Annotated in this window: 19 protein-coding genes and 1 tRNA gene; 15 read left to right on the top strand and 5 right to left on the bottom strand. The window is 42.0% G+C overall.

Annotated elements, in window-relative coordinates; translation table 11 throughout:
- The first annotated feature begins 21 nt into the window (after positions 1–21).
- Positions 22–300 (top strand): hypothetical protein, encoded by a 279-nt coding sequence (locus tag RJ47_RS02665; RefSeq protein ID WP_039481131.1) that lies wholly within the window; start codon positions 22–24, stop codon positions 298–300.
- Here the strand turns inward: RJ47_RS02665 and RJ47_RS21525 are convergent.
- Together RJ47_RS21525 and RJ47_RS02655 are read right to left on the bottom strand one after the other, a co-directional pair.
- Positions 297–1,439 carry a GGDEF domain-containing protein gene (locus tag RJ47_RS21525; protein ID WP_039481126.1) on the bottom strand — a complete coding sequence of 381 codons (1,143 nt, stop codon included), beginning with the start codon at positions 1,437–1,439 and terminating at the stop codon, positions 297–299. The genes RJ47_RS02665 and RJ47_RS21525 overlap by 4 nt on opposite strands.
- Positions 1,440–1,767: 328 nt before the next feature.
- Positions 1,768–2,829: a DUF3541 domain-containing protein gene (locus RJ47_RS02655; protein WP_038188459.1), complete on the bottom strand. Its 1,062-nt coding sequence runs from the start codon at positions 2,827–2,829 to the stop codon at positions 1,768–1,770.
- A gap of 296 nt (positions 2,830–3,125) precedes the next feature.
- Between RJ47_RS02655 and RJ47_RS02650 the strand changes: the two genes are divergently transcribed.
- Both RJ47_RS02650 and RJ47_RS02645 read left to right on the top strand, forming a co-directional pair.
- Complete coding sequence (locus RJ47_RS02650) at positions 3,126–4,511, top strand: diguanylate cyclase (RefSeq protein ID WP_039481123.1); 1,386 nt, start codon at positions 3,126–3,128, stop codon at positions 4,509–4,511.
- 59 nt (positions 4,512–4,570) lie between these two features.
- Positions 4,571–5,005 carry a DUF962 domain-containing protein gene (locus RJ47_RS02645; protein WP_005470096.1) on the top strand — a complete coding sequence of 145 codons (435 nt, stop codon included), beginning with the start codon at positions 4,571–4,573 and terminating at the stop codon, positions 5,003–5,005.
- Positions 5,006–5,300: 295 nt separating this feature from the next.
- Here RJ47_RS02645 and RJ47_RS02640 read toward each other — a convergent pair whose 3' ends face one another.
- The gene (locus RJ47_RS02640) at positions 5,301–6,824 is read right to left on the bottom strand and encodes a DUF3612 domain-containing protein (protein ID WP_072016629.1); all 1,524 of its coding nucleotides are present in this window, start codon (positions 6,822–6,824) and stop codon (positions 5,301–5,303) included.
- A 161-nt stretch (positions 6,825–6,985) separates the two neighbouring features.
- Here RJ47_RS02640 and RJ47_RS02635 point away from each other — a divergent pair, with 161 nt between their 5' ends.
- Positions 6,986–7,561: a malate synthase gene (locus RJ47_RS02635; protein ID WP_005470108.1), complete on the top strand. Its 576-nt coding sequence runs from the start codon at positions 6,986–6,988 to the stop codon at positions 7,559–7,561.
- Positions 7,562–7,625: 64 nt separating this feature from the next.
- Here the strand turns inward: RJ47_RS02635 and RJ47_RS02630 are convergent, their stop codons facing one another.
- Positions 7,626–8,327: a MaoC family dehydratase gene (locus RJ47_RS02630; protein WP_005470247.1), complete on the bottom strand. Its 702-nt coding sequence runs from the start codon at positions 8,325–8,327 to the stop codon at positions 7,626–7,628.
- A 317-nt stretch (positions 8,328–8,644) separates the two neighbouring features.
- On the opposite strand from RJ47_RS02630, the gene RJ47_RS02625 reads away from it, so the two are divergent.
- From RJ47_RS02625 to RJ47_RS02585, 9 genes are all read left to right on the top strand, one after another.
- Positions 8,645–8,735: transfer RNA gene (locus RJ47_RS02625), tRNA-Ser, on the top strand.
- Positions 8,736–8,823: 88 nt separating this feature from the next.
- The gene (locus RJ47_RS02620; protein ID WP_039481119.1) at positions 8,824–10,113 is read left to right on the top strand and encodes a tyrosine-type recombinase/integrase; all 1,290 of its coding nucleotides are present in this window, start codon (positions 8,824–8,826) and stop codon (positions 10,111–10,113) included.
- Between the two features lie 469 nt (positions 10,114–10,582).
- Complete coding sequence (locus RJ47_RS02615; protein WP_156143292.1) at positions 10,583–11,737, top strand: tyrosine-type recombinase/integrase; 1,155 nt, start codon at positions 10,583–10,585, stop codon at positions 11,735–11,737.
- A complete protein-coding gene (locus tag RJ47_RS02610) occupies positions 11,734–11,964 on the top strand; it encodes a hypothetical protein (RefSeq protein ID WP_052237901.1) in 231 nt (76 codons plus the stop codon). The genes RJ47_RS02615 and RJ47_RS02610 overlap by 4 nt, the downstream gene beginning before the upstream one ends.
- Positions 11,961–13,466 (top strand): hypothetical protein, encoded by a 1,506-nt coding sequence (locus RJ47_RS02605; protein ID WP_039481117.1) that lies wholly within the window; start codon positions 11,961–11,963, stop codon positions 13,464–13,466. Before RJ47_RS02610 ends, RJ47_RS02605 begins: the two co-directional genes overlap by 4 nt.
- A gap of 72 nt (positions 13,467–13,538) precedes the next feature.
- Positions 13,539–14,474 (top strand): hypothetical protein, encoded by a 936-nt coding sequence (locus RJ47_RS02600; RefSeq protein ID WP_072036310.1) that lies wholly within the window; start codon positions 13,539–13,541, stop codon positions 14,472–14,474.
- A gap of 183 nt (positions 14,475–14,657) precedes the next feature.
- The gene (locus RJ47_RS02595) at positions 14,658–16,169 is read left to right on the top strand and encodes an SIR2 family protein (protein ID WP_039481115.1); all 1,512 of its coding nucleotides are present in this window, start codon (positions 14,658–14,660) and stop codon (positions 16,167–16,169) included.
- Positions 16,170–16,402: 233 nt separating this feature from the next.
- Positions 16,403–17,266, top strand: coding sequence for a class I SAM-dependent methyltransferase (locus RJ47_RS02590; RefSeq protein ID WP_039481111.1), 864 nt, complete (start codon positions 16,403–16,405; stop codon positions 17,264–17,266).
- Positions 17,263–18,204 carry a DUF1848 domain-containing protein gene (locus RJ47_RS02585; protein WP_039481108.1) on the top strand — a complete coding sequence of 314 codons (942 nt, stop codon included), beginning with the start codon at positions 17,263–17,265 and terminating at the stop codon, positions 18,202–18,204. The genes RJ47_RS02590 and RJ47_RS02585 overlap by 4 nt, the downstream gene beginning before the upstream one ends.
- A 3,573-nt stretch (positions 18,205–21,777) precedes the next feature.
- Here RJ47_RS02585 and RJ47_RS02575 read toward each other — a convergent pair.
- A complete protein-coding gene (locus RJ47_RS02575) occupies positions 21,778–22,212 on the bottom strand; it encodes a hypothetical protein (RefSeq protein ID WP_039481101.1) in 435 nt (144 codons plus the stop codon).
- 449 nt (positions 22,213–22,661) lie between these two features.
- On the opposite strand from RJ47_RS02575, the gene RJ47_RS02570 reads away from it, so the two are divergent.
- A complete protein-coding gene (locus RJ47_RS02570; RefSeq protein WP_038140542.1) occupies positions 22,662–23,384 on the top strand; it encodes a hypothetical protein in 723 nt (240 codons plus the stop codon).
- Between the two features lie 15 nt (positions 23,385–23,399).
- Positions 23,400–25,064, top strand: a complete 1,665-nt coding sequence (locus RJ47_RS02565) for a hypothetical protein (RefSeq protein WP_052237900.1) — start codon at positions 23,400–23,402, stop codon at positions 25,062–25,064.
- Positions 25,065–25,156: the final 92 nt, after the last annotated feature.

Genomic DNA, 25,156 nt, shown 5'->3' with positions numbered 1-25,156 from the left:
AATTGTAACTAGGAGGTGAACATGGCTGTTGTTCCTAAGCATAAAGATTCTCACCCACGATATGATCCGAGCCAAGACCTGACTCAGGACCAATTGCACCGTTTCGGAAAAGTCGCGTCTTCCGCTCAAAAGAGACGAGACAAATTATCAGCCAGACAATCGGTGTTAGCTGACGCGAAGGATGTTGCGTTCAAACCGATTATTACGCCGAAGAAGGATAAGCCGAATACGGTGAGATATGCGGTGTGGATGATTGTGGTTATGGCGGTAAGCTTATGGTTAATGTATATGACGGGCTAAACTCTTCTTTGAGTAATAGGTGTTACATTATCTTGCTTTTTTGGTTTTTCCCCCCGATCTTTTCGATAGTAGTGAAACTGATTTTTACCACTGTGTTTAGCTGAATACATCGCTTTGTCTGAACAACGTGTGAGTTCTGGTAAAGTGTCAGCATCTTCAGGAAACAGTGCTACACCAAGGCTCACGTTTACTTTGCCGATTTCCTCTTTCCCCTGATAGCAGTCCTCAAATAAGTGCAGGATGCGATTGAGTATGCCTTCAAGATCCGAGCGACTTTTGACCCCATAGAGCAGTAGAACAAATTCATCGCCAGCAAATCGAGCGATGGAATAATCGTGCTTGTCGGTTTTCCGGTCTTTGTTTCGGATATTATTCTTCAGCCTGCGCGAAAAGTGCTGCAATACGCGATCGCCGACATCGTGACCGTAGCAGTCATTAATCGCTTTGAAATCATCAATATCTAAAAATATCATCGCGGTGAGCGTATTGCTGTGCCGCTCTTCTTCCAACTTCTCGATCGCCCAGTTTTCAAAGCTCCAACGATTGGCAAGTCCAGTCAGTTGGTCAAAGTAGGCGAGATCTTCAATACCTTCGCGATACAAAGATTGAATATAGGCGACCGCTTTATCGTAAAAATAGGAGGAGGTATTGCAAAGTAGACAGAGGGCAAACAAGCTGATCACAAATCGGTCGGCTGACAGTGATTCTAATGTGATGGCTCCGCCGGAAAGTGTAATAACGGCGACCAACAAGCAGAAAGAGGTACTCAAGATCGATCCGACTTTGAATTCATTGGCAAATATCACAGCAGCGAGAATCGGGTACAACCAAACAAGCGTTCCTGGTCCGTGCTCACCGTAGAGCAGCAATATGAATGCTTGAAGAAGCAAGACTCCACTGAGTATCAGGTCGTTAAAGCGCGCTTGTTGATGTCGTCCAAACCACAGGTTAAGGAGCAAGATGACCGTGCACCCCAAGTTAAAGACGGCAAACAGTAATGACCCGTTAAGAAAATGGACCGTACTGTAGACTAGCAGTATCGCGATGGAGACGATCGAACATATTTGTACGACCTTGTGCTTCCTCGAAGAGCGCAAGTCCGCCATTTCTTCTAAATGCCGACCGACAAAATTACCCATGCACTGCAAGTCCTATTTTTAGTATTCCTTGCATAAATTCTAGAAGTAAAATGTGATTTTGCTTCAGTGATTGTCTCTTGCTAGTTAGGCATCTAGTTTGATTTATATGAATTTAGTTGATTATTTGGGTGCTAACTTGGAGTTAGGCAGAAATTTGGCGCTTAGATAACGTATTGTATAAAAGAAAGATTTCAAGCAAGCGCTAGTTTGTTGACGGTGGCAAGTGACTGAATTAAAAACGAAAAGTACGTTAATATCCAGATCTATATAATAAAATGGTCTAACGGTACTCTTCGTTTTGTGCATTACCTCAACAGTTCAGAGAGCGCTACTTCTTCTCTAAACCGTATGGAAGACGAGAAAAAACCCGTGGATGCTGTTCTATTGTCGGGGCTTTGTTCACGCTTTGCCAATCTAGCAGCATGATTGCCAAAACGTTCCGGTGTTCACCGTAAGCCAAATCAAAATCCCCTGAAACAGACGGAATCATCCCCTTGTCTTTATCAATCGACTTGCGTATTGCATCGCGGGTCTTTGCCACAACAGGGTCGTCTTCTAGACCTGCCAACAAAAAGCTGATGCCCACTTCGGCGATGATATCCTCTTTCGCTCTAAGAAGGATGGTGTCGATATTGGCGCGAAAATAGTCATAAATCCATTGGTACTGTTTTTCGCTCACAAGACGTTGGTAATACTGCGAATCGGCGAAGATTATATGCGTCAAACCGTAAAGCTTGTTGCCATACTGCTGTTTGGACAATTTTTTGTCTTCGTTGTCTGGATAAGTGGCTTTAAAGGACTCAATAAAAGCTTGGGTGACATCTTGCTCGCCCAGTTGCTTTAGCCAAAAGACTTGGTTTGCGAGCTGAGCTGCCCACGCTCGGATCATTTCTGGATCTGTGGCGTATTTGTTGAAGTCGTAGCGGCGAATCACTTGGCGCAGTTTCGCGTCCTCTTTGTGCTTTAATCCATATTCATTGGCTCGCGCCATCGAGCCTAGTAAATCCACACCTAAGTAGAGGTATTCAGGCATGTGTTTTGTCACGGTGTAGCGACGCACGCTGCGTTCGTCTGTCTCGTCTTGATAGCCAGCAATACGCTTCTCTGAGTAGAGCAAGATTTGCTCCGGTGTGTTCACTTCTGCCGCAAAACGATTGAGCCGACTCGCAACACGCGCCATGTCACTCCAGACTGCGGCAGCGTATTTGTTGTCGAGCGTTTGTCGGTACATACGCAAACCGTAATGTCCTTCTTTGAAGGCTGGTAAAGTGTACAGCTGGCTTTCGTATGTCTGCTTGATGATGTCCGCTGACTCTTCATTTAAATCTGTAGCGTAAACTGTAGGCAGTAGAGCGAGCCCTAAACAAAGGGCGAGTATTCGTTGGCGCATAAAAATACCATTACCTATCGAAGCCTATCTCGTTGGGTAGGCGAACCATTCCTTGGTGGGGAAGTGATTGAGTTTGAATTGGCGATAAAATATCAATTATTGCTTTGCTGGATGTAAAGCGCTTGTCAGATAGCTGCAAAATATTGACTGAATATTAGATGAAATAATATCCAAATCAATGCGCCTTTTTGTATAATTGATAGAAATACCAAAAAAATACAGCACCATAGAAGTGCTGGAAACATCAATTAGGCTGTCGAAAAAGGCTTTTAGCGCTTTTTAGTTTTGGGGAAGAAATGCAGGATCGCATAAACAGGCGTTGGTCTGTCTACATATTTATTATCTTGATCAGTAGCTTCGCAATTGGATTGGTCGAAGTCATGGATCGCAGTCAGAAAAACTTTTTGCGAGACAGTCTACTCGGCCGAGCAAAAGAAGAACTCTCGATTATTCGTTCCGAACTGGAAGCGGCAATAGTGTCTGATATTTTTGCTGTAAACAGTATATCGGTATTGCTTGCTGCTAACCCTGAGTTTGAATTTAACGGTTGGGGGCTTATTGCTTCCAGCATTATGCGCAAAAGTAGCCACGTCAAAGTCATTGGCCTAGCTCCTAATGATGTCATCAAATACATTTACCCACTTCAAGGCAATGAGGCTGCTTTGGGCTTAGACTATAAGACCGTTCCAAGCCAGTGGCGCACTGTTCACAAAGCCAATGAAATCCAAGACATTTTCATAGCTGGTCCCGTCAATTTAGTTCAAGGCGGCAAAGGTTTGATTGCCCGTGTGCCCATTTATGAAGATCCGCCTTATAACAGTCGCTATTGGGGCGTGTGCAGTGTCGTGCTCGATTTAAACTCTCTGTTTCACGATGTGGGCATCGAAAAGTTTGAGCACAAATACAATATTGCGATGCGTGGGCTAGACAGCACTGGTGCGGAGGGAGAGCACTTTTACGGTGATGCCAACGTATTTGACAACGCATTTGCCAAAGAAAACGTCTATTTTCCATATGGTAACTGGCATATTGCTGCAAGTACGAAGGACGATCTGCTCAACCATAGTGAGTGGTACCGTGTTCATGCGGTAAGGTTGATCGGCTATCCTTTGTTGGCGCTATTGGGTTTCGCATTTGTGCTGGTCTACCGATTGTACTCTGTGGCAAATCAACGCTCGTTCCAAGATGAACTCACTGCTCTGCCAAACCGACGTTATTTTATGTATACCATAGAAAATCAGTTTGACGCCGCCAAGAAACGGGGAGCTGAAGATGGTTTCGCGATCTTAAATATCGACCTCGATAAGTTTAAAGCGATCAATGACAGTTACGGTCATGTTGCTGGCGATAAAGTTCTCATTGCAACGGCAGAAAGAATCAAGGGAGTACTGCGATCCTCGGATGTTGTTGCCCGCATTGGCGGAGACGAGTTTTTAGTGCTGCTGCCACGAGTGACCAAGTCTGAAGACATTGACCACATTAACCTCGAGCTTCAGCGAGCAATTTGTCACAGTCCAGTGATTTACGATCAGCAACTCATCAATATTCACGTCAGTGTTGGTTATGCGTTGTACCACCCGGATTTTACGACCATAGAAGATATGCTTAAGCTGGCGGACGAGAGAATGTATTTAGAGAAGCGGCGTCAGTCACAAAGAAATGATGTTAACCCATTGAGCTAGTGGGCAAATACTCTCAAACCATGCTATAGACAATATAAAGAGTCGGTTGTGAGGTCAGTATGCGCAGTTTAGCTCAGTGGTTAGCGGATTACGGCGAGAGCCATCAGCATCCAATCAATCAGAAAATTCATCAAGTCGCGGTACCCGGTATTTTTCTTTCGGTCGTCGGTTTGGTTTGGTCTATTCCGTCGATTAACTTGCTTGGCACAACCGTTAACTGGGTCTGGGTCGCAGCGATGCCGATCTGGGTATTCTATTTTCGGCTCTCGTTGAGTGTCTTTCTTATGATGCTCGGATTCACGTTAGCCTGCATCTCATTGATTTGGTCGCTCGACTTGATGCAGCTTCCCGTCTTCCTTATCTCTTTGACCGGCTTTGCAAGTCTGTGGTTACTGCAGTTTATTGGCCACAAAATAGAAGGGAAAAGACCTTCATTTCTTGACGATCTGGTTTACCTATTGATTGGTCCTATTTGGGTATTTAGGAAGAAGTAACGCAAGTATCCAACCAGGATTTTGCATTTTGCAAAGGTTGTGATTTTTGCATTATGCGAAATTTATCATTTCGAGATTGCTTTATGAGCCTTGTTTTTAAGAAACAGTTTATAAAGTGAACAAAATCAACGATTTTTATTGATAGAAAAAGTTGGCACGTATCATGCTTTAGTTGTAATGACCCTTATTAAGCCGAGGGTCACCTAGCCAACTGACGTTGTTAGTGAACCGAAATTTGTTCACAATCAAATACAGCCAATCACGATTATTGTGATTGGCTTTTTTTCTTTTTGGGCTAGGCGTCTTGGCATCCACTGTAGCAGCTTGGTTTTCTTGGGCAAACAGCACCTCGGGAACAAATCACTCGTGCATCCGTTTCAATTCCACGCTCTATCCAATTGATGTTTAGAATCTTCGCGATGGTCGTGAACTCCTTTTGAATATGTCTTGGAATCGGCGCAGAACCACCTTGGCTGACACACAAGGATTTCAGCTCTTCCGCGATATTTCTCGAGTCACCACCTTGGGCATCGATCGCCGGATTTAAATCAATGCCAGCGCAGAGAACACGATTGTTGCCTGCAGGATCAGTCATATTAATGGACTCGCAGCAGTATATTCTTGGTTCGTCGCCCACATTCAAAATGGAGATCTGCGCTGAACTGCCACTGCGAGGCTCAGAAAGACGTCTAAACACCGCCCAGTGTTGGCATGGGTCGTTAACTTGTCGCATGTTGCCCCAAGGTAGCGGGATGCCATTTCCCCGATAGACCGCTTTGAGCTTGTTCTGCCCATACGCATCAAAGTAGTGCCAGTGCGGATATGGGGAGACAACGGTCATGCGTCTCATCGCAACCGATGGGGAGACGCCTGCCTTAGCATGAACATCGATCTCGTAGCCATTTCTATCAAGCAACTGACGAAATGGCACCTTAGGACAGAGCAATGCGCCAGCAAAGAAGCTGGACTCAAAGTCTCGCCAGGCTTGGAGTATGTCTTGCGAGTTCAACTCAGACGTTGGGTTCACTTGCTGAGTGTTGTCTTCCCAGCTATTGGCGTGACCGACAGAGAGAACGCTCTTTAGCCCTTCTTTGTTGTGTAACACACAGTGACCTAGATAGACCGCAAGGTCATATTTAAGGCGCGTAGGGTACTGCTTGAGTATTTCATTCAAGTAGATAAAGCCGGGTGGCTCGAAAAAGGAAGTAACGACTTGCTTAGCACTAACGCCAAGTTCATCGACAATGTCTTGTGGCGGGCGAGATGTCCAACGGATGGTAAGCCCCATACTGCGCGCGATATCCATTAAGTCTTCCGCAGAGAGGTTAAGGCGCTTCAGTCCAATCTCTTCGGCTGCGCGTTCCAGATCAGGAAAGTGATTCTGGTTGTTTTCTTGATGCGCTCGAATAAGCAAATGCGCGAACTGGCGTCCGGTAATTCCCGTTTGCGAGAGCATCTCAGGGATTGCGATTTGAAGAATATCGTTAGAGAACAGGAAACTTGGCTCAAGCGCCATGCCACTGATCCCACCACGATTCCCCTTGTCGGGAGTGATGTCCGTTTGCTCTGGCTCATCATCTAAAAACCACGCGGGATCTTTTTGGAACACTTCCGCAATGACTTCTAGCATATCGATACTTGGGACTCGTTTCCCTCGCTCAATCATTGACAGGTAAGAAACCGACGGTGCGTATTCTGGATTTACTCGAATGCAACGCGCAGAGAGATCTTCCATGGTTAAGTGGTTGCGTTTTCTAAGATTTCTGATCTTCGTCCCTAAAAAATGGGACTGACGTATAAGACTTTTCGACAGCATAATTTTGTAAAATTCACATTGTAAAATTTTTGTTGTGAAATTGTAGTCAAAAAATCGCTAGTATAGAAAGTAAGCAAAGTCACAAAACTTAAAACAACTGAACGCAAGTTTGAAATCTTTGCTCTAGGACATAAAAGTTGTGAAATATCCGCGAGGGAAACGCTATGAACATGCTTACAATCGATAAAACAGACATCCAAAAACAAGACAAGCCATTTATCGCTGAAGCAGTCTTCGCGGTAGAGAAAACAAACTCGAAGCAATCATCTGAGAAGCAAACAAAAGCAAAACAGCTACTGGATCGTATGTTTCCATTAGAGAACGGCTCTCACCAAGAAGTAACGGCGTACATGGTTGATTACCGCCATCTTGTAGCGTATTTCAAAGATGGGTCTCACAGTGGTTTGAAAAGCAACAAGCACTTTGTCGCTTACAGCGGTGAAAAGGAGACGCCAACGTCGATTTTGTTCCGTGATGGTAACGGTAGCCACGTTGAGCTGACATTTGGTCGCCATAAAGGGACTGGCTGCGTTGAGCTGATTGAAATTGATGATATCCAACTGGAAACATGCACCATGTTCCCTCAAGAAAGCTCTGAAATTTCAGCAATGCGTCACTGGATCAGTTTGGTTCGAGGCGATGAGAAGGGTAAACCTAAAGCGTGCACAGAATCAAAAGCCTACACAGCTAAAAGCGGTGAGGACTACGACTTGGAATGCTGTTACACCATGAATAAATAGCGCGATTCAGCAGAAACAAAAAAGGATACGCATGCGTATCCTTTTTTTGATCTCTGTTATCGAGTTAGAAATGCAATTGAATGACCGATGTCACTACTGCGCCTGGGCGTCGAACACCATCGATTTCAACTTTAATTTCGCGCTCAATCTCTAACCCTTTGCGAATAGGCGTTACCTTTGACAAAGTGCTCACTGCGCGAATGCGGTTATCTGATTTCACTGGGTAAGGAAAACGAACTTGGTTTAGACCGATGTTGACCACCATTTTCGCGGTTGGAAATAGGTTTTGGTCAGGGTCGACGCTGTCCGTCAGTTTTGGCAATAGCGCCAAAGTCAAAAAACCGTGTGCAATCGTTGTCTTGAAAGGCGATTCAGCCGCCGCACGTTCAGGATCGGTATGGATCCACTGCATGTCTTCGGTAACTGCACCAAATTGATTAATTCGCTCTTGCGAGACATCCAGCCAATCACCCACATGAATGACTTCACCAATTTTTGCCTGAAGCTCTTCATACAAGGCTTGGGCTTCTGGCTTGAGTTCGATCGTTTTAGGCTGCTCGGTCGTGATTGGTGCAGGAGACTCAACTTCGTCATTAACAGCAGGTTGTTGAAGATCGCGTAGACGTGTAAAAAGGTGGCGATTGTTTGCCTTCGTCAAAAACTCTCCCCAGTACTCACGCACAGTTGGAGACATCCACTGCATGAATTCTGAATGATGTTTTGAGTGGGATTCACCACGATGTTTAAACAGGTCAGCGACTTTCATAAAAACCTCTGAAATATACAATTTGGTTCGATTAACTCAGTAAGTTTGAATTACTTCACAATATTGTGCAATGACTTTCGAGCGTACATCTGTTGCTTGAAAGTGCTTAAATTCAATAAATTCATTGAGTTATAAATAAAACACTATTTTATTACAATCTAAAGATTAGAGTTTTTGTACAACAAAAATCATACACAACAGCGTTATTCCATCTGACTAGAGTTTAGTCAGGTGTGTGAAAACTCACCACTTGAACACGTTGCCTCAAATTATTACTTTACAAGAGTTGTGCCAAAACCTACTATACATCCCGCAACGGAGAGATGGCTGAGTGGTTGAAAGCACCGGTCTTGAAAACCGGCATACGTTAATAGCGTATCTAGGGTTCAAATCCCTATCTCTCCGCCACTTTCAAAAATGAAAAAAGCCGTTGATTATCAACGGCTTTTTTCATATCTGAAGGGTGCAAAGTCAAACCACAGGATTGACTGAGACAATGTACCTATTCAAGACCGCTAATCATAACTACTACACGCGTATCTGCTTACCAAAAAAATTTCGAGATCTTGGTTTCCCATTTGATCTGAAAATTTCCTTACTCACCAAAAATCGCCAACTTGCTTCTTTCCGTAATCTTACTGTTGCCATTGAGCTCAAACAGCTTATCGAGAGCATTACCCCACAAACACATCCCGCAGACTTCAAAATAGCGGCCAATGAGCTTATCAATACTCTCAGAAGCACGTTTGTCGAAGGGCTTGATGTCACATCTACTGTCGTGATACCAGTCCGCCCTACAAGTTCAGAATGCTCACCTGAGCCCACAGTGTCTAAGCGATGCCCTATCGTCCCATTAAAAGATGCTCTGGCATCTTTTGTTGAGTCTAAACAGTTGCAAGAAGTAAGACCGTTAACTATCCAACAGCTAGAAGCTCGTATTAAATGTTTCATTGAAAGTACTCCCGTTAATGGTGTTGCTGAAGTCACTACAGCACACGCTTTGACTTATCGTGATGAACTTCTGAAAGCTGGGCGAAGCGTAAAAACAAATAAAGAGTACCTTGCGGCATGCTCTCAGTTCTTCAAATACTTAAAGTTGATGAATCACACGCAAATCAATCCCTTCGAAGACGTAAAAATTCAAAAGAAAGCAACTAAACGTATTGATGAACAAAGAGCCAGATGGTCACTAACCGACATGAAGCGCTTTTTTCAATCCCCCCATTTCGTGGAAAAAGATGAAGAGTTTCAGTGGATTTCGAAAATCTTACCCTTATCGGGACTGCGTCCTGCGGAGGCTTGTCAGCTTCAAATTACAGATATCAGACAAAAGAATGGTATTGATTATTTTTCGATTTCAGTCGATGAAGAGGGTAAGTATGTGAAAAATGCTAACAGTATCCGTGAGGTTCCAATTCATCATGTATTGATAGACAAAGGCTTTCTTGATTATGTCGAGAAAGTTAGAGCTATGGGGCGCAAACAGTTATTCAGTTACAAGCCGCAAAATCAATTTGATGATTGGTCAAAGTCTTACTGTAGCAAAATAGGCAAGTATCAAACTGCTATCGGCATGAAAGCAGGCCAAAGGCCGACCGCTTATGGCTTTCGTCATACCTTTATTGATGAGCTTAAACAGCAAAATGTTCCTGAGCACGTAACGGCCCAAATCGTTGGGCATGCAAACCACAACATGACGTATGGCCGTTATGGTAAACGGCTACCAATAGAAACGTTAGCCGAGGTAGTGAACCAAATAGACTATACGCCCTTACACTGGAAATAGTAGCTCGCACAAATCGAGTAACTCCAAGGGGCGTTGCTCGCCTTCACAGAGATAAATGAATTATTTTTTCTAATGTCGCTTTTGGTTGGTTAATTGAAAAAGTTTGCTATAAATGAAAAATGATAGAAACCCATTTAATAACAGTTACTTAATCGTTTCTTGAGTTATAAGTACACACTTTTTCATAGGAAAAAGTGTGTGAGGTTGTCACTTATTCATGGGAAAAAGTGTAGGGGTAACAAATTATTCATGGCAAAAAGTGTAGTTTTTCAATTAACAAAAAAGTGGATGCATTACTTAAAGTTATGCAAATTATCGCTTTTCATTACCCGTAGGTTACTATCGAAAGCTCAAAATTAATAACTGGTTGATAACTAAGGAAATGCTGAGAAAATTATAATAACTAGCTGATATTATTAGTACTTTCAGGTGTGACTTCTGCTTTTTCTGCTTGTAAGCTGTATGCAAAATGAAGAGCAGCAGTAAGCTGCCTAAGCGAAAACAGTTGAAATTAAACAATCAGGACACCCTTAATCTATTCATTGAAAAATATGAAGAGCAACGCAAATCTATCTGTGCTCCTTCTACTCACATTGCTGAGAAAAGCAAAGCGTCTAAGCTGAAGAAGCTTTTTCGTCGACGCGCGATTCAAGACATCAATCACAGTGACATTCATGATGTCATTGGTAAGCTGCATAAACGCTATAAGAACAAAACCATCAATGGGTTTCTGACCATTCTTCGAGCAGTGTTCAGTCGAGCTCAACGCGACGGTTTAATAACTCTTAACCCCATGGATGGCATTGAAAACCTGAAAGTAGTCAATGCAGAGCCAATGCCCTTTGAAAAAGAAGAAATCCAAAAGCTCTTTAACACACCCACTGAGTGTCAAAGTGCTAAACACGCACTTTTATTCAATATTCTGACGGGCGTTCGCATCGGTGAGCTACTGGCGCTGTCGTGGGAAGATATTGATTGGAGCCGTCGGGTTTTATATGTTCGACGCTCAAGGGTACTCAACGACTACAAAGTTCCAAAAACACCAGGCTCTGTTAGAGAAGTTGAGCTCAATGAATTGGCACTCAACGTATTGAGAGACCAGTTGCTATTGACTGAGAAAAAGCGAGCTCGCACCATCTCAGTCTTGCAAATAGATAATAAGACTCTAATCAAAGAGCGTGTCCATTTTATCTTCTACAACAGCCAGACTAGCCAGCCGTTTTTGAATGCTAAGCAGTTTAATAAGACGTTCTTCACTCCGTTTCTCAAAAAAGCTGGAGTTAAGCACCGTGGTTCGAGTCAGTTACGACACACTTACGCGAGTCAAAACCTGACTGCGGGTATCAGTAAAGATTGGCTAGCTAGTCAAATGGGGCACACGAATACTCATATGATTGACAAGCATTATGGTCGTTGGATGCGTAAAGATGCACCTGATTACGCCAATGCGGCAGCCAATCATCTAGCTGATGTCTTGGGTTGTGTTAATACAACTCCTATTAAGACAACAGTCAAACGCAGTGATACCTCTCCCGAGATGATCGCTTTATTGCAAACGCTTATTCATGATAAGCCCGAGCTCAAAGCCGCACTTTTGCAGGGACATATGGGGAGTGCGTCATGAGAAATCAGCCCCATATTGTGACTGACACTTTCGATGTCAACGATGGCAGTAAGACTGCCATCAATGGCACTTTCAGTGCCAAAGCCGTCCACTTAAAAAGTGGGACGCTGCAGCAACCCGCTACGCTCCCGTCACACTTTTGCTGCGCAAAAGATGCACGTGAGCTGCGGGCAAGAGAAGTCTCTCTTAACTCTCTAAATACCTGGCCTCTAAGGAGGCCAGAATGAAGGATATCCATCACTTTCATCGACGAGTGAACTACACCTCTCAGTCTGTTAGTAGAGTGAAATGCGAAGCGTCGCTCAAACACTCACTCAGGATAATAGTCACTTTATCTGATTCAAAGGCGAAGTCTAAACCAACAAAAAAGCTGGAATGGAATGACGAGTTATCAGCTCAGAATCTTATCTGGTGTAATGGCAGGTTGTCGCCACTAGACACTTGGTCGGAAGAAGCGCGTACCGATTTGCTATATCAAATGACCCCCACTCCGCGCATCCGCAATCAGAAGGGGTTACAAACTCAGCATCGTCAGTACCGAAAAAAAATGAAAACCGCGATTGCGAGTGAACTTAAAAAGGGTAATAACGAAGCGGCTGAATTTCTTCAAGTGATACTAAATGCCAAGGGGTATGTGTCGTATTCTAGGATTGAGAAGTTTGAGAAGCTCACTATGCAACGTAAAAAACAGCGACTAAAAATGCTGGAGACGTACTTAAACGCGCACAACCAAGTTCAGAGCCGTGCGCCAACGAATGCTGTTTATTTGCAAGAGGGTATCCTCAAAGTGCCGCATAAATGGAATGTGGGCTCGGATGCCCTCAGCCTGAAAGAATATATCGAGTTCACCCGTCAATTTTTGACGCATTACTTCCCGCAGTATCCCATCGAAGCGATTATCGGGCATGATGACGAGCGTGGTATTGACCAAACGACAGGTTGTCATCCCCATTACTTTTTGTCAGGGCGTAACAGTGAAACAGGTGAGTACGATTTGCACAAAAGGCAAATTCAAGTAGTAAACCAGTACGTCCATCAAATTTACTCAGTTGAGGGCTTTTTTCCCAGAAATGGAAACCTGACTAGAGATGAAGCTCAGGATTTCGGCATGTTCTTTCAAAGAATGGTCAAGGATTTCGCAAATGAACACTTGTTTCACGCTAAGGGAATAAATGTAGTATTCGCCCCACTCACTGAGCAGCAATCGGAACATCGAGCGGAAATTAATCGAGAAGCCAGTCTGCCCAAATCTGAACGCAGTTATAACCACCACAGCCATCAATTGGAGCATATTCAAGACAAAATTGCGCTGACAGAGAAAAGGCACGCTCGCTTGTTGAAGGAGCAAGAAAAAGTTGAACTACATCTGACTAAAACCATTGATGATGCCGCGCAGGCGCAGGCACGTCTGAGCCAATTAGAGGTAGAGCGAGACACTATGAAAATCGAGGTGTCAGACCTCAAAGTAGAAACGAGTCGACTTGCAACACTCACGCAGGAGTTAACACAAGCTCTTGTGCCTAAGTTAGTCGATATCTTTAAAAAAGTGCTTCTTGCTATCAATGCTAAAGACAAAAATATGGCAAAAAAACAATCTGAGTACCTTGAGTCGGCGTTTAATACAGCACTTGAGCTCCCTCCTTCTGTAGCAAGAGGGCTCTCTAGAGAGTTAGCGACTGTTAAGAAGGCTGCTACCCCTACTGAAGCCGAGCTTTCAGTGGATAAGTAAGTTAGTCCTCGTGACTAACTTACTGTACTAACTAACAAACCTAAAAATAATAATTAAAAGAACGGTGAAACAATGGCTAGGCCGAAATCATACACGGATGAAGATATCATCAAAACTGCGACTCAATTAATGAGTAAAGGAAAGAATCCCACTGGTTGGCTTATTAAAGAAGCCCTCGGCCGAGGGAAGATTTCTGCTATTCAATCGGACTTGGAGCGGCTCATAGACGAGGGACGAATTGCTGTTGCGACCCCAATAGCTGCGGATACTAAAGAGTCTAAAGCAGAATCCACTTTCCTGAACTTTGACTTACCTGCCGAGTTGCAAGATCTCCTAGCTAGGCGTGAGGAAGAGCTTCGCAAAGTGTTGCGTGATATGACCATAGAGTTAAACAACAAAGCGCATGAACATTATGAGTCGCTGATGACAGTTCGTATTAGGGATCTCGATGCAAAATACAACTTAACGGTTCGAGCGAAGGAACGAGCTGAAACAGAAGCTGTTGACATCGAAGAGCGGCTACAAAAACAAGTTGAAGAAAAAGAGCAGCTTGAAGATAGAATTGAAGTGTTGGAGGCAGAGTTGGCTGACTCTAAACAAAGCGGCTCCGAGTTATTTCAGCAAAGCCTTCAGCTTACCAGTAACTTGAACTCATCGACCGAGAAATATGAAACACTTCAAAGTAAACACCTATGCCTGAATAAGCAATTTTCAACGCTGGAGAAAGAATACACTGCCTTAAAGGTGACGCTAGAGTTCACCACTGACGAAAACGAAAATCTTAAATCACGTTTAGCCAGTATGTCCAAAGCGCATGATGAAGCGAGAGAGCATGTAGCTGAAACTAGAGCAAAGCTTACTGCATCACAGGACGCATTACATAGGTCAGAAAAGCAACGCGATAAATTGATGGAAGACAACACTCAAGCTATGGCTACTTTACGCTTCTATGAAGAGTCTTTGGCCAAACCCGAAAATACAGTCATTTCATCATCTGAAATGACTTAGAGCCAATGAAAAGTACTGATGAGGTCGGGGGCGGTTCGTGAAGTACGGTTCGCAATTTACGAACTGGGAAGCTTTTGCCCCAAAGTGTTTTTTACTGGAGCAAATCATTTATTTTCTGATGCTTAACTAATTATTTTTCTGGCGAGCCATGTACAATAAACGAAAAAACCATGCGAGGCTTAAATGGAAATAAAGGATTTTATAGGTAAGTACCGTAACCACCCTGTACTGTTTGTTGGTACTGGTGTCAGTTTGCGTTATCTCGAAAACAGCTTTACATGGGATAGTTTGCTAGAACATATCGCATTGGAGTGTACTGGTAACATAGAGGCTTACCTTGATATCAAAGCAAAGTCTCGTGTTGATGGCAAGTGCGACTACACGCAGGTAGCGGGTAAGTTAGAGGTCATCTTTAACCAGACATTGGAGGAAGATAGAAATGGCAAGTTTAAGCATATCAATGACATTTTCTATGAGGAAATGGCAAAGGAAAACTATCTAAGCAGATTCAAGATTTACATAGCCAGCTTACTGTCTGAGCTGAACTATCGTGAAGGGATGCTAGATGAGCTTGCAGAACTAAAAAAAATAAGGAAAAACATTGGCTCTGTAATCACTACAAACTATGACAGTCTTATAGAGGATGTGTTTAGCTTTGAACCTTTAGTCGGTAACGATATCCTTTTGAGTAATCCGTACGGCTCTGTCTACAAAATTCATGGATGTCATAGTGACGCGTCAAAGGTCATTATTACCGATAGAGACTACAACGATTTTAACGAGAAATACGAGTTAATTCGAGCGCAGTTACTTTCTATCTTTATTCATAACCCGATAATATTCCTTGGTTATGGAATCGGTGACGATAATATCAAGAGCTTGCTTAAAACTGTGTTTACGTATGTTGAACCTAACTCTGATGATGCTAAGCGGATTCGTGATAATTTCTTGCTGGTAGAGCATGACGCTGGCTCTATGTCTCATGAGATTAGCGAACATGATATTGATCTTGAGGGTTTTGCTACCACTATTCGCATTAACAAGGTTAAAACCGATGACTTTGGAGAGATTTATCGCTCACTATCGGACTTAAACCTGCCTGTATCTGCGATGGATATCAGGAAAGTGCAAAGCGTTGTAAAGGATATCTATAGTGGTGCTAATCCTGATGGCTCTAGCATTGAGGTTAACATTACCGAGGATATCGATTCTTTAAACAATAACGATAAGATACTAGTTATCGGCTCAAGCAAATCAATTAAATATGAGCACAAGAACGCTGCTAGCTATATGACCGACTATTTTGACATTATAGAAGAGTCGAACCACCAGTTGTTACAGCTTATTGATAAAATCAACATTTCAGTTCAGCAGTGGTTTCCCATCTATGCCTTTGACAAAATTAATAGCACACTGGCAAAAGCAGAGACTTTAAAGGCTCAGCAAGTGGCTAAAATAGAGGGGCATTTAAAGACATTGCCTTGGGTGGAAGAGCTTGCTCATACATCTGTTGATGAAATCTTCGCTGATAATTGTATAACTCGAACGCGGAAAATAGACGCGATTATCTGGTCTTTGTGGAATGATCAAATTCCTTATGATGAGGTAGAGGCAGTATTGCTTGGGATGCCAAACAAGAAAGGCACTGACTACCGACGATTGCTCTGCACATACGACTACAAAAAGAACTCATAACAGAAACCCGCCTAGAGCGGGTTTTTCTATACGATAACTTATGTTCCCGAAATCGCTTCTTCTGTAAAAATTGTTAAACGCTGCGCTCATTTAATTTTGATAAACAATGCCTTAGCGTTTAGAGTTTACTGTGATCAATGCATGATTATGCATATTGGGGTTCCGATAATATAGAAATAGTCCAATTAAAAGCTGGTGCCTCTACACACGAGCGAGCATAAGGTTAGGTAGCTATGTCAACTAAAGAGTTTCTCAATGATAAAGTCGGGCAGGTTTTTGATGATTTTATCGCAGCAAATCAGTGGTGTTCATTAAACGGAGCGGACTTATCCGTCGACTCGTATGCAGATATCACATATCAGCAAAAGTATATAATTAAGTATTTTTCCGCATATTTTTGTGAATACTATGAGATGTATGAAGATTTTTTCGCCGATTTCGAAGGTGACCATGTGAACATTTTGTCGATTGGCTGTGGATCAGGTATTGATTGTTATGCATTATATAGAGTGTTGATTGATAAAGGTATTGGCGTCGATATCAACTATAAAGGCTTAGATTTTGTTGATTGGAGCTACCGACCAACGTTTGGTTGGGCAACTTTTAAAAAAGGTTGTATAAGCTCGCTAGGAGCTTCAGACTTACAAGACGTAGATCTGATAGTTTTTCCGAAGTCACTCACGGAATTAAGTTATGAGCATCGTTGCGACTTCGCTAATTTATTAGCGAAAAGTAATAAAAAACAAAATGTCTATTTTATAAACACATATGTTACAGACTACCCTGCGGAATCTTCTCATGTGGATGGGTTAAGTCAGTTCGGTACAATTAGTAAAATTCTTCAGCAAAGTTCATTCAAGCCTTCAACTGATCCAAGTAGGTACTTCTACAAAACAAAGCATAATGAATGGCTTGGGTATAGCTATAATTTTTTTACTATTCCAGATGAAGTTGTTCCAAATGTGAGTAGCTTGAAATCACAGTGTACTAACAATGGCAGTCAGAGTGACTGCTCATCATGTTCAATAGATTTTTACCCTATATTGAAGGCAAACTACCTAGCATTTAATATGCTGAAATTTGAGCGAAAAGTATGATCATTAGCGTTAGCCGTAGAACTGATATACCAGCTTTTTATACGCCATGGTTCATGAATAGAGTTCGTGAGGGTTTTTTATTGACTAGAAACCCTTTTAACGCCCATCAAGTTAGAAGGGTTTCCCTGTTACCAGAAGACGTAGAGCTTTTTGTCTTTTGGACTAGAAACCCTGCCATGTTAATGAATCATCTTAATGAGCTAGATGCCCTAGGGTATAAATACTATTTCCAGTACACGGTTACTGCCTACCCCAAGCAACTGGAAACTAGAGTTCCCCGTCCCCACAGGGCTATTGATACTTTTGTAAAGCTAAGCGACAGGATAGGTGCTGATAAAGTTATATGGCGGTATGATCCCATACTGTTGTCCAGCCTAGTTGATATAAATGAACACAAGCGAGTATTTGCTAAAATTGCATCAATGTTGGCAGGCAAAACCCATAAAGTTGTAATTAGCTTTTCTGACTTTTATAAGAAGACGGAGAGAAACTTAAACCTAATTGACGGTCTGACATACGCTGATATCACTAAGATGCCAGATGAGCTAAACGAGTTGTCTAGCTACATGGCAAGAGTTGCTAACGAACACGGGATGACAATAGAGAGCTGTGCAGAAGAGATTGATGGAGAGTCATATGGAATCAAGCATGGTAAGTGCATTGATGATCGCTTGATAAAATCAGTGTTTAACTTAGATGTGAGCTCTATAAAGGATAGTGGTCAGCGAGAAGCCTGTGGCTGTATAAAAAGTATTGATATAGGCATGTACAATACATGCCTTCATGGCTGCTCATATTGCTATGCTACTTTTAATGAGAATATAGTTATGAAAAACAAAAGTCTCCATGACCCCAAAAGCCCTTTTTTAGTTGGGGGTACAGAAGGTATCGATCCGAACCTATTATTGACACCCATAGTACAAGGTTCATTGTTTTAGTAAGTAATGCGGTGTAAACCTAAGAAATGTCTACGCACCGATATAGATATCGTGATCGTTCGTGCACCACGTTAAAACTGGAAGATAATTCTTATTATTGAAAGATAAAACAATAGCTTACAATCAAAAGTATGTACTCAACCCTAAACCCTAAACCTTAGAAGCCTTGGTAGGCTGAAAGTTTCCGCTCCCTAATTTAGTCAAGAATGCTGTCGATAACTCGTTAATCTTAGTTTGCCAGTGGGGGATAACAGTGCCTTAATGGTGCATTGAGATAGAATTGCTGTTTGTACAATCGATAAGAAATCATTTAGTGAATGACTAATTGAGAGAGCAGTAATCAATTCGTTGTATTGCATATGCTTTCCCGTCAATTGATATGCCGCGTTGTTACATGCATCTACAATGCAGCTATTTGTTAGAACTGGTGCTTTGAGGCTGCGCAGGTGTATAAACTGCTTTCTCTTACGTAAGGTTTTTGGATAAAGAATGATAACTTTTATACAGGTATATCGACTCATATAATCGACCCAGCTCATTAAGTAATCTGGTATTGAGTTGCCAATTCTAATGCACAGCACTGTAGCTGTGTTGAATTCAGAAAGTAAATCGACACAATCATAGATACTCAGGTCTGGTATCTCCTTGGAGTGTATCTGTTGACGTAGTTCATCACGGCGAAGTGTATGATTTTTATTGATAAAACTTTCGGTGCAGCTTTTGTTGGAGGATGTATATTGCCAAATTGTATGGATAATATCCTCGACCTGATCGCCCCTAATAGTTATGGGGATGCATAGACATTGAGCGTTCTCTGCGATTCTAGTCTCAAACTCTGAAGACCCAGCACAATTCCAGGGGTTCACCTCACAACACAGGATTCGATCAGTGGCTGAGTTTAGCCAATTGTTTAGCTCACAAGGGATATCAGGTGTCCAGAATAGCATTAGGTTTCTCCTTAACCACATAAGGCATATATTACTATAACTGAGTAGCTTAGTAAGGTGAGTTCAGGGATCGATCATAAAATCATATAATGCTGCACCCATATAGTTAATATGCCTGTAAAGCCTGACTACTGATACTGATGTTGTGAGCGGTTAGATACCTGTTCCTGTATCTAATTTATTGGCGTACTGATCATTCCTGCACCCTGTATATCCCATAGGAACCTTTAACTCTAATTGGTTGATAAATATAGACATATTTAATGTATGGTCGAGTTGCGATCGCTCTAGCACCCTATGCATCTTGTGAAACTGCGAACAGTAAACCTTGGCTCAGCATGACTATTGGAGGTGAGCTATGAGTGTAATCAGCGCTCTTATACTTAGCTAAGGGATCGATCATAAATGTGTGCACTCATATAGATGATATGGGTGTTGAGCTTGACTATCGGTACTAATATCGTGAGCGGTTAAATTACGCTTGCTGTATCTAGTTCGTTGAGCGTATTGATCACTCCAGCACCCTGTATGCTTTATAGGAGTTATTACCTCTAATTAATTGATAAGTATAGGTAATATTTAATAATGGTCGAGTTGCGATCGCTCTAGCACCTTATGCATCTTGTGAAACTTCGAACAGTAAATTCTGGCTCAGTATGACTATTGGAAGTGAGCTATGAGCGTAATCGCTCTTATACTTGGCTCAGGGATCGATCATAAACGTGTGCACTCATATAGTTGATATGGGTGTTGAGCTTGACTATCGGTACTAATATCGCGAGCGGTTAAATTACGCTTGCTGTATCTAGTTCGTTGAGCGTATTGATCACTCCAGCATCCTGTATGCTTTATAGGAATTGTCACATCTAACTGATTGATAAGTATAGGTAATATTTAATGATGGTCGAGTTACGATCGCTCTAGCACCTTATGCATCTTGTGAAACTTCGAACAGTAAATTCTGGCTCAGTATGACTATTGGAAGTGAGCTATGAGCGTAATCAGCGCTCTTATACTTGGCTCAGGGATCGATCATAAACGTGTGCACTCATATAGTTGATATGGGTGTTGAGCTTGACTATCGGTACTAATATCGCGAGCGGTTAAATTACGCTTGCTGTATCTAGTTCGTTGAGCGTATTGATCACTCCAGCACCCTGTATGCTTTATAGGGATCGTCGCCTCTAACTGATTGATAAGTATAGGTAATATTTAATAATGGTCGAGTTGCGATCGCTCTAGCACCTTATGCATCTTGTGAAACTTCGAACAGTAAATTCTGGCTCGGTATGACTATTAGAGGTGAGCTATGAGCGTAATCAGCGCTCTTATACTTAGCTCAGGGATCGATCATAAACGTGTGCACTCATATAGTTGATATGGGTGTTGAGCTTGACTATCGGTACTAATATCGTGAGCGGTTAAATTACGCTTGCTGTATCTAGTTCATTGAGCGTATTGATCACTCCAGCACCCTGTATGCTTTATAGGAATTATTACCTCTAATTTATTGATAAGTATAGGTAATATTTAATATATGGTCGAGTTGCGATCGCTCTATCACCTTATGCATCTTGTGAAACTTCGAGCAGTAAATTCTGGCTCAGTATGACTATTGGAGGTGAGCTATGAGCGTAATCAGCGCTCTTATACTTAGCTCAGGGATCGATCATAAACGTGTGCACTCATATAGTTGATATGGGTGTTGAGCTTGACTATCGGTACTAATATCGTGAGCGGTTAAATTACGCTTGCTGTATCTAGTTCATTGAGCGTATTGATCACTCCAGCACCTTATGCATCTTGTGAAACTTCGAACAGTAAATTTGGCTCAGTATGACTATTGGATGTGAGCTATGAGTGTAATCAGCGCTCTTAAACGTAGCTCAGGGATCGATCCATAAATGTGTGCACTCATATAGATGATATGGGTGTTAAGCTTGACTATCGATACTAATATCGTGAGCGGTTAGATAACCCTTTCTGTATCTAATTCATTGAGCGTATTGATCACTCCTACACCCTGTATATCTCATAGGAACATTTAACTCTAATTGTTTGATAAATATAGATATATTTTATAGTGGTCGAGTCGCGATCGCTCTAGCCCCCTGTGCTCTTCGTGAAGCAGCGAGTAGTGCGCTTTGCTTAACGTGGCGATTGAAGGGAAAATATGCGTAACGGAAGCTCAATACAGCTAGCGTATGGGATCGATCATTAATTCGTATTTCTTGCACCCATATAGCTGATATGACTGTCGAGTCTGACTATCTAGAATGGTTTTATGAGCGGTGAAGATTGTATCGTTTTGGTTGAACCCTAGTAGAAAAGAGTGTAATGTCAACTGACTAAAAGAATTGACAATTAACACTTTGCACTCTTAATGTATATTGTTGATATATAACGGTTAATTTTTGTTTTTTGCGGTAGGTATAGCTTTCAAATCCCTATCTCTCCGCCACATTTAGAAAGCCCGCTGAAAAATCAGCGGGCTTTCGTCGTTCTGGGTACTCGAAGCTTATCGAGCTTCGCCCAATCCCTAGTCGGACTGCAAAGCCACATTAGGCATATCTACCCCATTCGTTTTCTTCGCATAAACGGATGTTAAAGGTGCCTGTGCCTTTAACTAGTCAGGCCGCAAAGGCATATGTTCATTTATCCTTTGGACATAAACATCAACATCGAATGGCTTTTTAGTATCTACCGTTCTTTCATACTCATAACTGTTAGCCACTAAGTACATATCAAGCATCGGCCTAACAGTAAAAAACAGTACAACTGTAAAGATTGAAAGGTAGACAATGATGTTACGGCGTACGCATCTTTCTCTTAAAGATACAGCATAGTGAAACTTCCCTAGCATGAGGAGCGGAACAGTGGTTTGAAACAATAATGTAATGGAAGCCAGCAAAGGCATCAGGGCGTAGATACGTGAGATTTCTAATTCGTTTCGCGTTAAAAATAATACTGCATAGAAATCAGCCATGAGAATATACAAAAGCACAAGCATGATTGTGACACCACACACCATACCAAAAATCAGTAGCAACCTATTAATCATCCAACTTACTCTTCAATGATGATCATTATCGCCCTGTAATGACACCTGGATGCTATCGACAATGACAGCAATAATTTCTAAAGGAATGATTACTCCTCGACCTTCTACTTGTGCTTACATGATCCACCTACCGACTTACTATCGCTGCGTATTTTCCCTCAAATCTAGCTAAAGTTGCAGGCTCCACGTCAACGTAGAAAAGATGTCAGTGGGTTTCTTAGTCCAGTTTTAACGCTGCTATCAGCTGGGCTTTAAACGCAACGTGAGATTCTCTCCATAAATCTAAGTAAGGCAGCTTTGTACAGTGTCGGTTATAGAAACTGTTTATTAGCCTCGTTATGTAAAAAGGTCGCTATAGATATAGTGGTTAAGGGTGCCTGTCCCTTTAGCGCTTTAGCAAGGTAAACATATCTAGATCAGCTCAAAGGAACAGAATCAAACGAAGTGTGATGAAGGACGATAAATTGTTTCAAAGTGTTGCCTACTGGGCATTTTTAAATGATTCTAGATTCATATTATATTCATTTAGTTTATTACGTGAGGACATTGGTATGAGCTTTTGGAAAGTTTTAGGTGGTGCTTGCGCTGGTGTGGCAGCAGTCGTTGCTTTGCCTGTTGCGGGGCCTGTTGGAGCCGTTACTGCTGTTGGAGCAGCTGTGGCCGCAGGTGTTGGAGCTGCTGCGGGAGGGGTGGCTGAGTATTACGATGATTCTGAAAATGAGGCTGTCGCTAGAGGGAAGCGTATGGGCAAACAAGAAGCCGAGGCTAGTAAAAACATTGAAATGGAGAAACTCCGAGATGAATTAGCTAGCAAGCTTTCTGATATAGAGTCCCGAGAAAACTTCCTTGTTACTGCTTTTGCCGTGGGAATTTGCGCAGCAAGTGCTGATCATGAGATTTGTGGTAACGAGCGTGAAGAGTTAGAGGTATTGGTTGCCGGTATTGGTAGGTCAGATAAGCTATCTCAAGCGACGAAAGATAGGATGGAGGAGTGGTACAACAATCCACCGAACTTGAATACGGTATGGGAACTGATCAAAAACAATGGGCTCAACACGCCCGAGGATATTGCTATTTTCGATACGGTGATAAACATGGTCACTTTGGCTGATGATGACCTAAATGATCATGAAGTGGAGTTTATTGATGCTTGGAATAGCTTGGTAGCCTAATGATTAGGAGTATTTATGAGTGATTTACAAAAACTAAAAAATAGACGAGCCAAGTTAAAAAAGTTTGAAGAACGTTCTTATATCCGCTCAGTTCCAAAAATGAGCGAAAACAATCGCCATCTAAAAGGTCAGGTTGATACTGGAGCTCTTACATTTGCAGATATGTCTAAAGAATACTCTGAGCATATTCGTAACTTTGACACGTTGGCTTCAAAAGAGGAAGCAAATGCTCTTTTGAAGGTTTTAGATGACCAGATTGATCCACTGGATCATATCTTAGAACCAGTATTTCTTAGCTTGTTTGACGGCACAATGCGAGCGTTTAAAATTGGTGTAAAGCAAGGAATTACAGCGACTCGCTTGTATGGCGAATGTAAATCATTCAGTTATGATTCTGAGATTGTAATACCGATGAGCGATAGCTTTACGGAAACTTTAAACGAACAGGAACACATTGATAACCTTGCCAAAGCTACAGAATACAATCACGGTAAACTTACTCGAGATGGCACAACTATCAATGTAAGAGATGTAGAAAAGTCAAAAGATAAACATTTCGGCGATTCAACTTCCGCTGATGATGAGTATGAGCCAGGAAAGACCATTTTCCGAACTCAAGAAGAAGCGAAAAAACATGGTGATGTTGAACAATCTGCTGAAGGAGATCATGCAATCTCATGTGCGGAGATATGTAATAACCTTTCTGGGAATAAAGCTCTTCATCCTGAAGATATTAAAGAAATTGTAAACACCGAAGCTAACTTAGTAATTACGAGTAGAAAGAACAATAGTGGTGCGAACGTTGGCAAATTTGATAAATCGAGAGATGAACTTGCACAAGAAGCAGAACAAGGCTTCGTGATTGTTGGGGGGAAAAAGAAAGAGCTTTCAGAAGAAGAAATCGCTACTAGAAAGAATATGGTTAAAAAGATGGATGAGGCTCAACAAGAGATTGATTTTAAGACCAATACAAAGGTTGCTGATAATTTATTGAATGATCGAGAAGTACAAAAGAGAATGGCAGTTGACGCTTCTAGTGCGGCAGGACATCAGTCAATTGGTGATTTAGTCATGTTTATTATTAAACCATTGTACTTTGAACTTAAAGATTGCTTTGTTAAAGGGATAGAAGAGGGAGTTAAAGCTACGTCATTTAAGCAAGCGTTGTCGATTCGAGTAACCCGCCTAAAAGATCATGTTTTAAATAAAGCTGAATCAATGCTTAAGTCTGGCTTATTGTCTTTCTTTAAAAACTTCTTATCTATGTTACTTGAAGGGATAGTGAACTGTTTTGTAGGTATTTTCAAAAGTATCTTCAGAATGGTTAAAGAAGGCTTTAAGGCGCTTATGCAAATTGTACCTATTTTGCGCAATGAAAAAACATCGATGACTCAGAAAGGCGATGCAATACTAAAGCTAATGGCGGGTTCTTTAAGTATCTTCGCGAGTATTGGTATTGAGTCTTGGCTAAATTCCACAGGTATTGGTGAGCCTTGGTCAATTCTGATCTCATCATTACTCACTGCCGTGCTCACATCACTAGTTATGTATCTACTCGATAAAATGGATTTATTCGCTTTGAAGGAGGAGGCGAGACTAAACCGTATAGATGAAATATTGGCGTTGCGAGCTGACAATATCAAAGAAGACATGTTCTCAATGGTGCGAGTACTTAGTTGATCTGATTGCTTGTCGGATTACGTGTCTGGACTATGTTAATAGCTCAGTTTTACTTACTTTCCTTCAACGTTTTTTTTGACATATTTTGAGCT

This window comes from Vibrio sinaloensis, assembly GCF_000808535.1.
GTDB lineage: Bacteria > Pseudomonadota > Gammaproteobacteria > Enterobacterales > Vibrionaceae > Vibrio > Vibrio sinaloensis_D.
Note: the sequence above shows the minus strand (reverse complement) of the source record. Positions and strands in the feature narration are given on the sequence as shown.

Excerpts from the sequence above, each read along its gene's own strand:
- RJ47_RS02655 (WP_038188459.1), bottom strand. The coding sequence starts at position 2,829 with ATGCGCCAACGAATACTCGCCCTTTGTTTAGGGCTCGCTCTACTGCCT.
- RJ47_RS02600 (WP_072036310.1), top strand. The coding sequence starts at position 13,539 with ATGGCTAGGCCGAAATCATACACGGATGAAGATATCATCAAAACTGCG.
- RJ47_RS02620 (WP_039481119.1), top strand. The coding sequence starts at position 8,824 with ATGTACCTATTCAAGACCGCTAATCATAACTACTACACGCGTATCTGC.
- RJ47_RS02645 (WP_005470096.1), top strand. The coding sequence starts at position 4,571 with ATGCGCAGTTTAGCTCAGTGGTTAGCGGATTACGGCGAGAGCCATCAG.
- RJ47_RS02605 (WP_039481117.1), top strand. The coding sequence starts at position 11,961 with ATGAAGGATATCCATCACTTTCATCGACGAGTGAACTACACCTCTCAG.
- RJ47_RS02610 (WP_052237901.1), top strand. The coding sequence starts at position 11,734 with ATGAGAAATCAGCCCCATATTGTGACTGACACTTTCGATGTCAACGAT.
- RJ47_RS02650 (WP_039481123.1), top strand. The coding sequence starts at position 3,126 with ATGCAGGATCGCATAAACAGGCGTTGGTCTGTCTACATATTTATTATC.
- RJ47_RS02595 (WP_039481115.1), top strand. The coding sequence starts at position 14,658 with ATGGAAATAAAGGATTTTATAGGTAAGTACCGTAACCACCCTGTACTG.
- RJ47_RS02565 (WP_052237900.1), top strand. The coding sequence starts at position 23,400 with ATGAGTGATTTACAAAAACTAAAAAATAGACGAGCCAAGTTAAAAAAG.
- RJ47_RS02585 (WP_039481108.1), top strand. The coding sequence starts at position 17,263 with ATGATCATTAGCGTTAGCCGTAGAACTGATATACCAGCTTTTTATACG.
- RJ47_RS02615 (WP_156143292.1), top strand. The coding sequence starts at position 10,583 with ATGAAGAGCAGCAGTAAGCTGCCTAAGCGAAAACAGTTGAAATTAAAC.
- RJ47_RS02575 (WP_039481101.1), bottom strand. The coding sequence starts at position 22,212 with ATGATTAATAGGTTGCTACTGATTTTTGGTATGGTGTGTGGTGTCACA.
- RJ47_RS02665 (WP_039481131.1), top strand. The coding sequence starts at position 22 with ATGGCTGTTGTTCCTAAGCATAAAGATTCTCACCCACGATATGATCCG.
- RJ47_RS02630 (WP_005470247.1), bottom strand. The coding sequence starts at position 8,327 with ATGAAAGTCGCTGACCTGTTTAAACATCGTGGTGAATCCCACTCAAAA.
- RJ47_RS21525 (WP_039481126.1), bottom strand. The coding sequence starts at position 1,439 with ATGGGTAATTTTGTCGGTCGGCATTTAGAAGAAATGGCGGACTTGCGC.
- RJ47_RS02590 (WP_039481111.1), top strand. The coding sequence starts at position 16,403 with ATGTCAACTAAAGAGTTTCTCAATGATAAAGTCGGGCAGGTTTTTGAT.
- RJ47_RS02635 (WP_005470108.1), top strand. The coding sequence starts at position 6,986 with ATGAACATGCTTACAATCGATAAAACAGACATCCAAAAACAAGACAAG.
- RJ47_RS02570 (WP_038140542.1), top strand. The coding sequence starts at position 22,662 with ATGAAGGACGATAAATTGTTTCAAAGTGTTGCCTACTGGGCATTTTTA.